Origin of the sequence: Porphyromonas levii DSM 23370 (genome assembly GCF_000379925.1) — a bacterium.
In the GTDB taxonomy this organism is placed as follows: Bacteria; Bacteroidota; Bacteroidia; order Bacteroidales; family Porphyromonadaceae; genus Porphyromonas_A; species Porphyromonas_A levii.
The window spans coordinates 1-12,410 of record NZ_KB904287.1 but is presented as its reverse complement, the minus strand read 5'-3'; the positions used below and the strand labels follow the sequence as shown (position 1 = coordinate 12,410).

The 12,410-nt window shown below is 48.0% G+C and carries 14 protein-coding genes and 1 pseudogene; 8 read left to right on the top strand and 7 right to left on the bottom strand.

All coding sequences use genetic code 11. The annotated features are described in order from the left end of the window. The first annotated feature begins 147 nt into the window (after nt 1–147). The gene (locus A3GG_RS13455; RefSeq protein WP_428829144.1) at nt 148–243 is read left to right on the top strand and encodes a hypothetical protein; all 96 of its coding nucleotides are present in this window, start codon (nt 148–150) and stop codon (nt 241–243) included. Between the two features lie 3 nt (nt 244–246). Here the strand turns inward: A3GG_RS13455 and A3GG_RS0109240 are convergent, their stop codons facing one another. From A3GG_RS0109240 to A3GG_RS12240, 5 genes and pseudogenes are all read right to left on the bottom strand, one after another. After that, nucleotides 247–1,407: a carcinine hydrolase/isopenicillin-N N-acyltransferase family protein gene (locus tag A3GG_RS0109240; RefSeq protein WP_018359011.1), complete on the bottom strand. Its 1,161-nt coding sequence runs from the start codon at nt 1,405–1,407 to the stop codon at nt 247–249. A gap of 15 nt (nt 1,408–1,422) precedes the next feature. Next, entirely contained in the window at nt 1,423–2,718 is a 1,296-nt protein-coding gene (locus tag A3GG_RS0109235) for a bifunctional folylpolyglutamate synthase/dihydrofolate synthase (protein WP_018359010.1), read from the bottom strand. A gap of 146 nt (nt 2,719–2,864) precedes the next feature. Continuing rightward, nucleotides 2,865–3,149, bottom strand: a pseudogene (locus A3GG_RS12245) (YceI family protein); the annotation flags it as partial. A gap of 12 nt (nt 3,150–3,161) precedes the next feature. Then, on the bottom strand, nt 3,162–3,965 hold the full coding sequence (locus tag A3GG_RS0109225; RefSeq protein WP_018359008.1) for a hypothetical protein: 804 nt from the start codon (nt 3,963–3,965) through the stop codon (nt 3,162–3,164). Nucleotides 3,966–3,977: 12 nt separating this feature from the next. Beyond that, on the bottom strand, nt 3,978–4,451 hold the full coding sequence (locus A3GG_RS12240) for an Lrp/AsnC ligand binding domain-containing protein (protein ID WP_018359007.1): 474 nt from the start codon (nt 4,449–4,451) through the stop codon (nt 3,978–3,980). Nucleotides 4,452–4,674: 223 nt separating this feature from the next. On the opposite strand from A3GG_RS12240, the gene tsaD reads away from it, so the two are divergent. Genes tsaD through A3GG_RS0109205 form a run of 3 tightly spaced genes read left to right on the top strand, consistent with a single transcriptional unit; the run spans nt 4,675 to nt 7,696 of the window. Further along, nucleotides 4,675–5,718 (top strand): tRNA (adenosine(37)-N6)-threonylcarbamoyltransferase complex transferase subunit TsaD, encoded by a 1,044-nt coding sequence (tsaD, locus tag A3GG_RS0109215; RefSeq protein ID WP_248637675.1) that lies wholly within the window; start codon nt 4,675–4,677, stop codon nt 5,716–5,718. Further along, complete coding sequence (locus A3GG_RS0109210; protein ID WP_018359005.1) at nt 5,715–6,170, top strand: CinA family protein; 456 nt, start codon at nt 5,715–5,717, stop codon at nt 6,168–6,170. The genes tsaD and A3GG_RS0109210 overlap by 4 nt, the downstream gene beginning before the upstream one ends. After that, nucleotides 6,167–7,696, top strand: a complete 1,530-nt coding sequence (locus A3GG_RS0109205; protein WP_018359004.1) for a RecQ family ATP-dependent DNA helicase — start codon at nt 6,167–6,169, stop codon at nt 7,694–7,696. The genes A3GG_RS0109210 and A3GG_RS0109205 overlap by 4 nt, the downstream gene beginning before the upstream one ends. Before the next feature lie 4 nt (nt 7,697–7,700). Here A3GG_RS0109205 and A3GG_RS0109200 read toward each other — a convergent pair whose 3' ends face one another. Together A3GG_RS0109200 and A3GG_RS0109195 are read right to left on the bottom strand one after the other, a co-directional pair. Then, a complete protein-coding gene (locus A3GG_RS0109200) occupies nt 7,701–7,979 on the bottom strand; it encodes a DUF1294 domain-containing protein (protein WP_018359003.1) in 279 nt (92 codons plus the stop codon). A 21-nt stretch (nt 7,980–8,000) separates the two neighbouring features. Beyond that, nucleotides 8,001–9,302 (bottom strand): NCS2 family permease, encoded by a 1,302-nt coding sequence (locus tag A3GG_RS0109195; protein ID WP_018359002.1) that lies wholly within the window; start codon nt 9,300–9,302, stop codon nt 8,001–8,003. Between the two features lie 895 nt (nt 9,303–10,197). Between A3GG_RS0109195 and A3GG_RS0109190 the strand changes: the two genes are divergently transcribed. The 4 genes from A3GG_RS0109190 (at nt 10,198) to A3GG_RS0109170 (ending at nt 12,196) form a co-directional block, all read left to right on the top strand. Next, the gene (locus tag A3GG_RS0109190; RefSeq protein ID WP_018359001.1) at nt 10,198–10,410 is read left to right on the top strand and encodes a hypothetical protein; all 213 of its coding nucleotides are present in this window, start codon (nt 10,198–10,200) and stop codon (nt 10,408–10,410) included. A gap of 340 nt (nt 10,411–10,750) precedes the next feature. Continuing rightward, nucleotides 10,751–10,996: a hypothetical protein gene (locus A3GG_RS13895; protein ID WP_018358999.1), complete on the top strand. Its 246-nt coding sequence runs from the start codon at nt 10,751–10,753 to the stop codon at nt 10,994–10,996. 60 nt (nt 10,997–11,056) lie between these two features. Beyond that, nucleotides 11,057–11,365 carry a GLPGLI family protein gene (locus A3GG_RS13890; RefSeq protein ID WP_248637676.1) on the top strand — a complete coding sequence of 103 codons (309 nt, stop codon included), beginning with the start codon at nt 11,057–11,059 and terminating at the stop codon, nt 11,363–11,365. 15 nt (nt 11,366–11,380) lie between these two features. After that, the gene (locus A3GG_RS0109170) at nt 11,381–12,196 is read left to right on the top strand and encodes a carboxypeptidase-like regulatory domain-containing protein (RefSeq protein ID WP_018358997.1); all 816 of its coding nucleotides are present in this window, start codon (nt 11,381–11,383) and stop codon (nt 12,194–12,196) included. Nucleotides 12,197–12,410: the final 214 nt, after the last annotated feature.

The window sequence follows — 12,410 nt, the reverse complement described above, 5'->3', positions numbered from 1 at the left end:
TTGGGTGTCAATGGCATTAGAAACAGCTTCAAAACCTCTAATGTCATTAGCAAACACAATCAATGCAGCTAAAGAGGAAATACTTGCATGGTATTATGGACGGCTATCAACCGCCAAAGTGGAGGGATAAACAATAAGATTAAAGTGATGAAGAGAAATGCTTACGGATATAGAGATGATGACTATTTCAAACTAAGGCTTTTTGCACTACATGACTGCCGTATCACACGAAATGTCGGATGAACCTTATTTACTGGTCTGTAGGTAGCTTTGCTGGAGGTTTAGACCTTTCTCAATCAGTTCGGACTGTAGCGCTTTGCTTTGTGTCTCTTGGATGCGTGAGATATACTCTGCTTCAAGCTTTTGGAACTGTTGAACTAAGCCTTTGCCATCGTTTCGGACGACTAATGGCATGTATAGGTAGCGCTCTTGCTCTACAGTGCGGAGGGGATAGAGCTGTAGTTTGAGCGCCTTGGCATTGGTGGCAATTGTGGCGTTGTCATTGGGTGTCTGTAGAGCCATAGGGACTTCAGTATCTGTCCATATTGGTACAAGAGGAGAGAGGAAAGGGTTCCCCACCTGTACCCAAGAGGTCGTGAGGAATGGGTCTTCCCCCTTCTGGACCCCTTCGACTAGTATCATTGAGCTGGTGCCGAAGCGGCAGATAAGATCGTCGGAGTCAATGTAGCGAACCTCCTCTTGCTCAGCCTGTGCTCTGAAGTCGGTCTCTAGCTGACTATTGTACATGGAGCGGCTGAAGTCGCTACCGATTAGCTGAACCGAGAAGTCCCCTGGCTGTACCTGACTAAATAGGTGGCTTGCTGTGCGGAAACGCACATAGCCGTAACCCTTGTCGGGTGTGCCAGTGAGTGAGTAGTTGGTGCGGAGTACATACCCTTCCGCTACTTCGTTGGCATCAAACTTTGTCCAAGACTCGTTGTTCACCTCGTAGAATGCGGCTCCACCTTCAGCGTCGATGACGCCAAAGTGTGCTGCAAGTCCCATAGGTCGTGGTAGGGTATTGAGCATCTGCTCGAAGTCGGAGAGTGTGCGGCACTCAGCAAGAGCCTTTTTCATAATCACCCCCTCTTGGTTTTCTAGTTCGCCTTTGTAGCCTACATTGACATTGAAAGAGGCGCTATTCATTATCGCAAAGCCGTGGCTATTGTGTCCACCCCATACGGATAGCCCAAGGGTATCAGAGTCATTGACGAGTCCCACGTAGTATCCTAGTGGGCTCTCGAAACGGCGCATATGATTGTCGTACTCCTCGGTATCTCGGAGTTTCCAAATCATAGGGCGACCATTATTGGTTGCCCGCCCTGATATTACAGCTGTAGTACACGCAATGGCGTTTGCACCCATCAGTAGGAGTAGTGCAAAGAACAGTAGTTTTGCCTTTTTCATGATTATGGTCTTTGATTATTTGGTTAGTAGTTCGCCGATAACGTAATTGCTGCCACCTACAAATAGTTTGGCTGCTCCTAGCTCTTTAGCTCGGGTGAGCGCCACCTGGTAAGCCTCGAGCACATCGCTGACCACTTCGCTACGGCGGATACCGACTTCGTGAGCTAGGGCTTGGAGCTCTGTAGCTGGGAGTGCTCTTTGGTTGTTGGCTTGGCAGAATATATAGTAAGCATCATGGGGAAAGCACGTCACGACATGGCGAACGTCCTTATCGCCTGCCATGCCAATCATCATTACCAGTCCGCCATGGCTTTGCCAATCCTCAAGCGTGGTAGAGAGGTATGCCCATGCATCGGGGTTGTGTCCGGTGTCGATAACTACCGTAGGAGTTCCAGACTGGAGTACCTCTAGCCTCCCACGGAGTCCGTAGTGCGGGAGTTTCTCTAGTCCTTTCTGTAGCGCATCGTGTGTAATGTTGTACCCCTTGTCTTTCAGTATTAATAGGGTTTGGAGTACGCCTCCAAAGTTCTCTATCTGGTAGCTGCCCATGAGCGGAAGGTGTAGGGTGCCGAAGTGATGGGTCACCACTTTGTACCCATCAGGCACTTGCGTGTACATGAGGATTTCTTCCGCTTTATCTGCCATCGTGAGAGGGGAGCCCATCTCTGCGGCACGAGCTTTTACTACTTCGGTAACTTCGGCTACGCTACTTCGGCTGAGTACGGTGGGGCTATTGGGTTTGATGATGCCAGCTTTCTCACCAGCGATAGCTGTAAGTGTGCCACCAAGAAATTGTGCATGGTCGTTGCTCACATTGGTAATCACGCTCACGAGGGGGGTAATCACATTGGTGCTATCGAGCCTGCCCCCCATGCCCACTTCTATTACTGCTATATCCACCTGCTCCTCTACGAAGTAGGCAAAAGCGAGCGCTGTAGTCAGCTCGAAGAAGGAAGGGGCGAGGTCCTTGGGCATCTTCGCCCTTATCTCCTTTACAAACCGGACGACATAGGCTTCGCTCACCATCTCGCCATTGATGCGTATGCGCTCACGGAAGTCTACTAAGTGGGGCGAGGTGAATAACCCTACTTTGAGTCCGCTCTCAGCGAGTGTGGCAGCAAGCATTGTACTAGTGGAGCCTTTGCCATTGGAGCCTGCTATGTGTAGCGTGGTCAGCTGTTTCTGTGGCGAACCACATAGAGCAAGAAGTGCTTCTACCCGCTCTAGCCCTGGTTTGTATCCCGATGCTCCCTCTTTCTCAAACTGTGGTAGTTGAGAGAATAAATATTCTGTTGTCTCTTGGTATGTCATTGAATTGTATTTTATTCTAGTCCTCAAATATAGCAATTATTATAATACGCAATTCTTCTACCGTGAGGCACCAATGCAGATGGGGCGTAACCACTCGTGTGTGATTGCGCCCCATTTATAATAGGTGTCTTAGTCCTTACGACGGCTTAGCGAGCTACGATGGTTACAATCATAGACATTTGGTCGTCGATAACGTTGTCTTTGAGGTCCTTGAAGATATTCTTCGATCCGTAGTTGACACCCCACTGTATGCGATCCAAGCGGATGGTGTCGCTCACTGCGGTAAAGGTGCCAGCACCCTCAGTTACCTGAGCCTCGAAACTGATGCTATTGGTGGTCTCCTTCATGGTGTGGTTGCCGGTAATCTTATTGTGTTCACTGTCGGCGATACGCTCGGCAGATACGATCTCGAAGGTAGAGACTGGGTATTTTGCTCCGTCTAATTAGTAGAGGTCAAGCATCATCTTGATCTCATTGTCGAATAGGGGCACCTCTACTTCGTGGTAACGAGAGAAGGAGGGGCTAAGGATGACAAGATACATCTTGCTCACCTCTATGCCGTAGTTGCGCTTCAGTATGGCTCGATACAAGTTCTGCTGAAGTACGGCATGGATAAACGGAGTATCGTCGAGATGCGCTAGTACACCATGCCCTTTCTGTCGGAAGTTACTGCGATTGGGGAGGAACTGGTCGCCCTGTTCGCGCCCCATACGACGGCTGCGCTTCCAATCGTATATAGCAAATGTGCCGTCGGGTAGCTTTACCAAGAGGTCTAGGGTGCCTGCAATCCAGTGTGCATCATCGTAGATCATCCATTCTGTACGATAAGGCTCTAGGCGATGGTCACGCACGAAATCCTCGAAGTAACGCATCTCGGTACAGATATCGAAGTTTCTTGCCATAGCTAGTCCCTCGGCTGCCTCTAGGTAGAGGTGCGTCTCGGTAGGCTCTCCTAGGAAGGTCCTTTCTATCTGAGTGTGTAGGAAGGTGCCTAGATTGCGAGCAATATAACCCTTGGTGTCTTGCTCTCTTCGCTTTTGCTCACGCTGGAGTGGCGAGAGGGTCTCATCCTTATTAATCCAAAAGTAGGGATCGTAAGGGTCAAAGAAAGAACTGATAAAGGCGGTCACTGAGGTTAGTGGCTCAATCCTCCCAATATGGGTATAGGTATGTGTTTCGGGGTCGAAGCGAAGCTCGCCATCCCGACTAGAAGTATTCCGAATATTATAGTTCATTTCTTGCTCCATTATTACAGTCTCTTAGTCCTCAAGCATACTTTCTTGTAGTAGAAACGGCCTGTTAATGCTCTGCTTGAGAGAGATTAAGGTCTCTGTCGATACTACGCCATTTATCCCCTGTATCTTGCCATTGAGGATATGCATGAGGTGATCATTATTCTTTGCATAGAGCTTAATCAGCATGTTGTAGTGCCCTGTGGTATAGTTGCACTCTACCACTTCAGGGATCTTCTCAAGCTCTGTTACCACTGAGTCGTACAAAGACCCACGCTCTAGCCCGATACCTATGTAGGTAAAGGTAGAGAATCCTAGGGTCTTAAAGTTGATGTTCGTGCAGGAACCACCAATGATATCGCTTGCGATAAGGCGCTGGATGCGTTGGTGAATAGCTGCTCTGGATAGTTTACACGCCTCTGCAATCTCCATATAAGGTTTGCGGGCATCCTCAATCAGCATGTTGAGAATCTTAATGTCAATCTTATCTAACTTCTTCATATAAAGCAATTTTTCCTAAATCACGGACAAAGATACCAAAAAAGAAATTAGTAGTTTAATGTGACACCTTATAATAGGGAATTAAGACACCTTATTGATAGTTCTTGGGTGTATTATTTTTGTGTACATTTGTTAGGGATAACCTTGTCTGTGCTAGAGTGTATGAGAGGTAGTCCACTTGATATTTTGTATCTTTGCAGATACTATAAGGAGGTAAATTAGTATGAGTGAATTAAATATGATTGATTCCAGCTTGGTGGTGCTGGGTATAGAGTCTTCGTGTGATGATACAAGCGCAGCAATCTTGAGGGGTAACCGCCTCTTGAGCAATGTGATTGCGAGCCAAAAGGTACACGAGGAGTATGGGGGCGTGGTGCCTGAGCTGGCGAGCCGTGCCCACCTCAAGAATATCGTACCGGTGGTGAGTAGCGCAGTGAAGCGTGCAGGTATTGAGCTGTCAGATATAGATGCGATTGCCTATACTCGTGGTCCGGGCTTGCTGGGGAGCCTTTTGGTAGGGACTTCCTTTGCCAAGGGGCTTTCGGAGGGCTTGGGTATACCGATGGTGGATGTCAATCACCTACAAGCGCACGTGCTAGCGCACTTTGTACAGGAAGGGGATACCGATCGTGAGGTGCCTTCGTTCCCCTTCCTTTGTCTCTTAGTATCGGGTGGCAATTCGCAGATAATATTGGTGAAGAGTCCTTATGATATGGAGATTATCGGCAAGACCATTGATGATGCCGCTGGGGAGGCATTCGATAAATGCGCCAAGGTAATGGGACTAGGTTATCCTGGTGGTCCTTTGGTGAATAGACTAGGTAACCTAGGCAATCCCAATGCTTTCAAGTTCGCCAAACCGCGTATAGAGGAGTACGATTATAGCTTCAGTGGTCTCAAGACCTCCTTCCTCTACACCCTGAGAGATGAGCTAGCCAAGGATCCGGAGTTCGTGGAGAAAAATAAGGAAGACCTCTGTGCTTCGCTCCAGAAGACGATTGTGGATATCCTGATGCACAAACTAGAAAAGGCTGCAAAGGATCTTGGGATTAAGGAGGTCGCAGTCGCTGGAGGGGTCTCAGCCAATTCTGCCCTTCGGGATGCCTTCATAGCGTATGGTAAGCGGACTGGGAGCAAGGCGTATATCCCTCCATTCGCTTATACCACAGACAATGCTGCCATGGTAGCTATGGCAGGCGCCTTTCGCTTCGCTGCGGGAGAGCGTAGTTCGCTAGTCGATCCCCCTTATTCTCGTGTAGTAATATGAGTATAGCACAGATATTGATAGCCCAAGGTGCTACGCTGGCAACGGCAGAGAGCTGTACGGGCGGAAGGATTGCTAGTCTCCTCACACGCCAGGCAGGAGCTTCCGAATGGTATGTCGGGGGTGTAGTGGCTTATAGTCGATTGGCTAAGAAAGAGGTTCTTGGATTGACCTCCGAGTCTCTCTCCGCTGGTACAGTATCCGAGAAGTGTGCACGAGGTATGGCTCGGCATGCTGCCCTTTTGCTCAATGCCGATTACGCTGTAGCCACTACCGGGGTCTGTGGTCCATCGGAGTGTGAGGGCTTTCCCCCTTGCTACGTATGGGTAGCTGTGAAAACCCCTCGAGGAATATCTGCCTTCCTGGTTGAGTCGGAGGATAAAGGACGAGAAGGTAATATCGATTTTGTCGCTGCTGAGGCACTGAGACTACTGCAAGAGGAGATGGAACGATGACGGGTGCTCTGAAGCGATACTTTGGCTTCGATGGGTTTAGGGAGCACCAAGAGACGGTCGTGGGCAATGTGATTACAGAGCACGACCAGCTCGTCGTCTTACCCACCGGAGGCGGGAAGTCGCTCTGCTACCAGTTGCCTGCCATGCTCATGGAGGGGTGTGCCATAGTCATCTCTCCACTTATCGCCCTTATGCGCGACCAAATCTTAGCGCTTCAGAAGCGAGGGATTACCGCAGCTACCATCAATAGTAGTGTCACTCCCGAATACCGCAATAGCGTAGAGCATGCCGTGAGAAGAGGCGAGGTCAAGCTCCTCTATCTAAGTCCGGAGACCCTGATGAGTGCTGCAGGGATGCAGCTCATCAAGCAAATGAAAGTATCGCTCATCGCTATCGATGAGGCACACTGTATCAGTCAGTGGGGGCATGACTTCCGCCCCGAGTATGCCCAGCTAGGTGTACTCAAAGACCAATTCCCCGATCGACCTATTATTGCTCTAACCGCTACTGCCGACCCCGCTACCCAGCAAGATATTATCCGACAGCTCCACCTGCATAATCCTATTGTTACCATTGGTAGCTTCGATCGCCCCAATATCTATCTCGAGGTGCGCCGCGGGCTAAAGAAGCAAGAGAAGCTTCGAGAGATTATCTCCTTTATAGAGAGCCGAGAGGTAGGTGCTTCGGGAATCATCTATTGTACCAAGCGCGACGATACCGAGATGCTTATGAAATATCTCAATAGCAAAGGACTAAAAGCCCTCTGCTATCATGCTTCTATGGGCAATCAAGAGCGGGATATGGTACATCGCCTCTTCCTCGCAGGTCAGGTGGATATCGTGGTGGCAACCGTTGCCTTCGGTATGGGTATTGATAAGCCCGATGTCCGCTGGGTCATACATTATAATATGCCCAAGAATATTGAGAGCTACTATCAGGAGATAGGAAGAGCAGGTCGTGATGGCGAGCGCTCCGATGCCTTGCTCTTCTACTCCTATTCAGATATCTTCGTGCTCCAGAAACTCATACAGAATACCCCTATGCAGCACCTATCGCGCTCCAAGATGGAGTACATGAAGCGGTACTGCGAGGGGAATGTGTGTCGGCGCCGCGTACTACTCGGGTACTTTGGTGCTGAGGTCGACGAAGACTGTGGTAAGTGTGATGTATGCCTAATGCCTAAGGGCAACCAATTCGATGGCACTGAGCTTGCCCAGAAAGCGATGAGCGCTGTGGCACGCACGCATCAGCAAATAGGTGTGGAGATGCTTATAGATATCCTCCGTGGTTCGCAACAAAGGCTTCTCCTCTCCAATGGTTACCATCTTATTCCCACCTACGGCGTAGGTAGAGACCTGAGTGCTTTGGCTTGGCGTGAATATATCTATCAGATGATAATGCTAGGGGTCATGAGCATAGACTATAGCGATAGAGCCAATCTCCATATCACACCGCTAGGTACAGATATTCTCTATGGTAGGAAGAGCCTACAACTCAAGCACTATCGCCCCCTGCCCCGAAAATAAGGTGCTATACCACCACCACTCCAGTGGTCATATAAACCAAGGCAGCCCAGACCAACACAAATAGTGGCACGAGTAGCACAAAGCGCAAGTGCTTCGTCTTGTGCCTAAATACGACCATTCCCAATAGCGCACCCGCAGCACCACCTATAGCAGCGAGGGTCAGAAGAGTCGCTTCTGGTATGCGCCACTTCTGGTGTCTCGCTTTATACTTATCAACGCCGTATACCACAAAGGATACGGCGTTGATAATGAGTAGATAGGCTATTATGACGGTAAATATCATACCTATGCTATCTGTATATGATTACTGTAGGATATAGCGCAGCATCAGTAGTGCCACTACTATAATAAGTGTGATATTGAGGTCTTTCCACTGACCACTGATAAGCTTAACCAGGGCATAGCTGATCAGACCAAGCGCCATACCCTCGGCAATATTGTAGGTCAGGATCATGGTAATCATCGTAACAAAGGCGGGGAGCGCTTCGCTAATATCTCTTAGCTCAATATTCTTCACCGCATCCATCATCAGTACGCCTACCATTACGAGTGCACCTGTGGTAGCTGCCGAGGGGACTAGCAGGAATAGTGGGGCAAAGAATAGTGCGAGCAAAAAGAAGCCAGACGTTACAAGAGCTGTCATACCCGTACGCCCTCCTTCTGCAATTCCCGATGCACTCTCTACGAAGGTGGTCACAGTGGAAGTGCCCAATACTGCACCTACGGAGGTCGCCACAGCATCGGCCATCATAGCCTCCTTTACATTCTTCACATTGCCTTTCTCGTCCATCATTTCAGTGCCTGCTGCCGCTCCGATTAGCGTGCCGATGGTATTGAAGATATCCATAAATACGAGCGCAAAGATGGTCAGAGCCATGTCCATATTGAGTAGTGCCTTGAAGTCAAACTGTAGGAATGTTGCATCGAGGGACTTGGGTAATGAGACAGGCGAGAAGCCCTCGGTGAACTGCGTAACCCCCATAGGGATACCGATGATGGTGGTGACCAAAATACCGTAAAATAAAGCTCCTTTGACTTTCCTTGCCATCAGCACAGCACTCAGGATAATGCCAATACAAGCGAGAATCGCTGTAGGGGTAAACGCACCGAGCGTAACGAATGTAGCAGGATTGGCAACGATGATTCCGGCATTCTTCAGCCCTATAAAGGCAATGAACATACCGATGCCCGAAGATATCGCAAACCTTAGATTCACGGGGATACAGCGCACAATCTGTTGGCGGATATTGAGAACCGTGAGTAGGATAAATACAATACCCTCCACAAATACCGCTGCCAAAGCCGCTTGCCAGCTATAGCCCATTCCTTGGACGAGTGTAAAGGCAAAGAAGGCGTTGATACCCATACTCGGTGCTTGAGCAAAAGGGAGCTTAGCAAGGAAGGCTATCAGTATGGTACCGATGGCCGATGCCAGTGCTGTCGCAGTAAATACTGAGCCTTTGTCCATCCCAGTCGAACTAAGGATGTCGGGGTTCACCGCTAGTATATAGCTCATGGTGAGGAAGGTGGTGAGTCCTGCAATCAACTCAGTCCTCACGTTGTGTCTCGTAGGGTCGAACCCTAATGCTTTGAATACTTTGTTCATACTCGGTTGCCTAATGTCTGCTAATTAAAGCGTCGTATTATTTAGTGTGATTATTAAACGGCAAATGTACCTATTCTTGATAGTATCTCCAAGTGTAGCCGATTTGTACCGTATGTGTTCCTATAAGTTATTATCGGGAACAAGGCGATGAAGCAGAGAGCGACAGGAGCGTACTAGCGTACGTGACCAAGCCTGAATGCCGAAAGCAGCGCTGTAGTTTGCTTTCGTGCAACAGTCTCTATTGGTCGTAGTGTAGGTTACTTGCCTGAGCAAAGAAAGTCTCTCCCGGGAGAGACTCGAGTTTATATGGCGAAAAACTCAAGTCCCTCCCGGGAGAGACTTTCTTCGCTCAGTATAGAGCGAGTGTATAGACTACTAACTATTCGTTTTGCCTATATCAATAATAGGAAAATCTCTCACTAAACGTTTCGGTACTCTTCGGGACGGTTATACTTTTGCAACGTAAATTAAAAAGCAAAAGATTATGAGTCATCCAATTATTGTATGGTGTACGATAGCGGGCGTGCTATTGTTCGCCTTTGTATTCTAAGTTCAATATCGAAATGCAATTATTAGGGTAGCATTGGGATGTACTCGGCCGCCCCTTTCCTCTCAAAGGAAGGACGGTCGCGAGCGACAAAAGCAATCGTTGATTCATGTACCAACAAAAGAAAAAGAAGGAGACATCAGTTCACAGAATTAACAATATATTTGGTTTTGTGTTTTTTTTACATTTGTTCCGAGTCGGTTCTGTTGAAGGGTCGGCAAGGGTCGGTGACTTTATTAATGTAATCTCTCGGCATAGAAATAGAATATATAGAACAGACCATACTGTCCAAAGGAGCGGATTCTGAAAAGCTTAAAGAGTAGGAGAAAATTTAAAGTAATAAAAGTTATGAAGAAGTTGATTTTAGGCACTTGTGCAGTGCTGTTCTCATCTGTTGCATTCGCATCAGATACCCCTCACTACATCATCACAGATTGTGGGACAATTCATCAAATCCCTGATGATGCTACACTTGAAGACGCTTGTGAAATAATTGATCGGATGTCTGCCCACGATTGTAGAGGGACTGAGATAAAATCTAAGGATGAATCTTTAGATTAGTTCCGTACATTCACAATGGAATTTTTCAAGTGAAAAGATAATAAAATGGGAGGAGCATAGGGTGATAACTCGCCCTATTTCCTCCCATTTCTGAATATTCTGAATGTTTATAATTAATGTGCTTATGAGGCATTGTCAATTGATATGGGGTCTCCTCCTCGGTACACTATTAGGTCTGGGACATGCTACAGCAGAGGATGTAGGGGATGAGGCAAAAGTGTAGATACGGGTACACTATTTAGCCCAATTTTCTCAGTACGTAGAAGAGAAGGATCTCTACGAGACCGAAGTAATCTTGGACATAGGCAAGTCTTTCTCCTGTTTTTACGGGCTGAATAGTGTGCAAAGAGATCTGATCAAGGAGCGTATCTTGGCGCAGGGTGGCAGTCTGGTAGATGTACAGAGTGCCTGGGCGAAGTCTGGCTATCCAGTATCCAACTTCAGGTATAAGGTGTGGAAGAATTATCCTCAAAAGAATACCCTTACCTACACTGAACAGAATTTTAAGCGCTTGCGGTATACAGAGAAGATGACACCTCCGGAGTGGACTCTACTCCCCACAGATACCGTCATCGCCGGCTACTGATGCCAGCAAGCTGAGGCAGACTACTTAGGGAGGCACTGGCGTGTAGCCTATACGCCTGAAATTCCCATTAGCGACGGTCCATGGAAGCTCTATGGATTGCCGGGGCTTATCTTGCATGCCGTAGAGAGTGAGGGTATTTTTGCTTTTTCGTGCATAGAGATAGAGCAGGTAGAGGATGAAGAACTATTGTACCCAAATAAGAAGTATGTCGATTGTACCAAGGAGGAGTACCATGAATTGAAGCGCCTCGAGGCAAAGTCCTTGTCAGACTTTTTCAAGAGGATGAATGGGTACGAACTAAAAAGCTGGGATCAGTACGGAAATAGAATGGTCTACTCCGAAAAGACTGCTATCCTTATGGAACGATAAAGAGATAGGCTTGCTATGGTTGCAAGATTTATTGGTTTTTTGCTCTTGATGCTATCTGGGGCTGCCGTAATGGTCGCTCAGGTGCCCTACACGGGGCGAGTCGTCGATGATAAGGGGGCTCCGATACAGGATGTGAATGTGATGCTCTATCGCAATGAGGCCATTGCAATGGGCTTTGGGTTTACCGATGCTGACGGACGATTCAGTGTCCGTGCCAAGGGCGATACCCGACCTGTGGCGATAGGATTTGTATTACTCGGATATGAGGCTCGGCGTATCGATATCGAGGAGTTTCGCAATGGAGCGGAGGTAGTACTGAAGAGTGTTGTCTTTGAGCTTAGGGAGGTGAGCGTGCGACCCGACCGTATCCGTCGGCAAAATGATACCCTAATCTATAATGTATCGAGCTTCAAACTGAGTCAAGATCGTAGTATCGCCGACGTGATCAGGAAGATGCCCGGACTGGAGGTGAGTAAAAATGGTACGATCTCCTTTCAGGGCACCCCTATCAATAAGTTTTACATAGAGGGGATGGACCTGATGGGCTCCAAGTATGCACAGGCGAGTGAGAATATCAATGCTGATATGATTGGCAGTGTACAGGTGCTGCAAAATCATCAGCCGATAAATAGCCTGAAGGGGTTGCGATTCAGTGACCAAGCAGCCCTCAATATCACACTGAAAGAGAATGTGAAGAATGTGTGGTCGGGCATCGTAGATGTGGGAGTAGGCACGGCGCTACAGGATAGCGCTAATCTGCTCTATAATACTAGCCCAAGTTTGACCCCTAGAGTATATTTTGAGGTGGTTTTTGGGCATTTTGAGGAGTGAAATGCTGATTTCATCGGGGTAGTTGTTTTTTAAATCGAAATGTAGTACACAGCGGTGGATTTTTTTATCCTTACCTTTGTGGCACTATGCATTTTATTTCGCAGACAAGATATAATCCGGATTCTGGGAGGGACGAAAAGTACTACCGTATCAAAGAGTCTTTTCGGGATAAGTTGGGGAGAGTGCGTTCGCGTATTCTGCTCAACGTCGGATT

What these genes read in the sequence shown, in the direction of transcription:
- A3GG_RS13455 (WP_428829144.1), top strand. Translation starts at nt 148, where the DNA reads ATGAAGAGAAATGCTTACGGATATAGAGATGATGACTATTTCAAACTA.
- A3GG_RS0109240 (WP_018359011.1), bottom strand. Translation starts at nt 1,407, where the DNA reads ATGAAAAAGGCAAAACTACTGTTCTTTGCACTACTCCTACTGATGGGT.
- A3GG_RS0109235 (WP_018359010.1), bottom strand. Translation starts at nt 2,718, where the DNA reads ATGACATACCAAGAGACAACAGAATATTTATTCTCTCAACTACCACAG.
- A3GG_RS0109225 (WP_018359008.1), bottom strand. Translation starts at nt 3,965, where the DNA reads ATGGAGCAAGAAATGAACTATAATATTCGGAATACTTCTAGTCGGGAT.
- A3GG_RS12240 (WP_018359007.1), bottom strand. Translation starts at nt 4,451, where the DNA reads ATGAAGAAGTTAGATAAGATTGACATTAAGATTCTCAACATGCTGATT.
- tsaD (WP_248637675.1), top strand. Translation starts at nt 4,675, where the DNA reads ATGAGTGAATTAAATATGATTGATTCCAGCTTGGTGGTGCTGGGTATA.
- A3GG_RS0109210 (WP_018359005.1), top strand. Translation starts at nt 5,715, where the DNA reads ATGAGTATAGCACAGATATTGATAGCCCAAGGTGCTACGCTGGCAACG.
- A3GG_RS0109205 (WP_018359004.1), top strand. Translation starts at nt 6,167, where the DNA reads ATGACGGGTGCTCTGAAGCGATACTTTGGCTTCGATGGGTTTAGGGAG.
- A3GG_RS0109200 (WP_018359003.1), bottom strand. Translation starts at nt 7,979, where the DNA reads ATGATATTTACCGTCATAATAGCCTATCTACTCATTATCAACGCCGTA.
- A3GG_RS0109195 (WP_018359002.1), bottom strand. Translation starts at nt 9,302, where the DNA reads ATGAACAAAGTATTCAAAGCATTAGGGTTCGACCCTACGAGACACAAC.
- A3GG_RS0109190 (WP_018359001.1), top strand. Translation starts at nt 10,198, where the DNA reads ATGAAGAAGTTGATTTTAGGCACTTGTGCAGTGCTGTTCTCATCTGTT.
- A3GG_RS0109170 (WP_018358997.1), top strand. Translation starts at nt 11,381, where the DNA reads ATGGTTGCAAGATTTATTGGTTTTTTGCTCTTGATGCTATCTGGGGCT.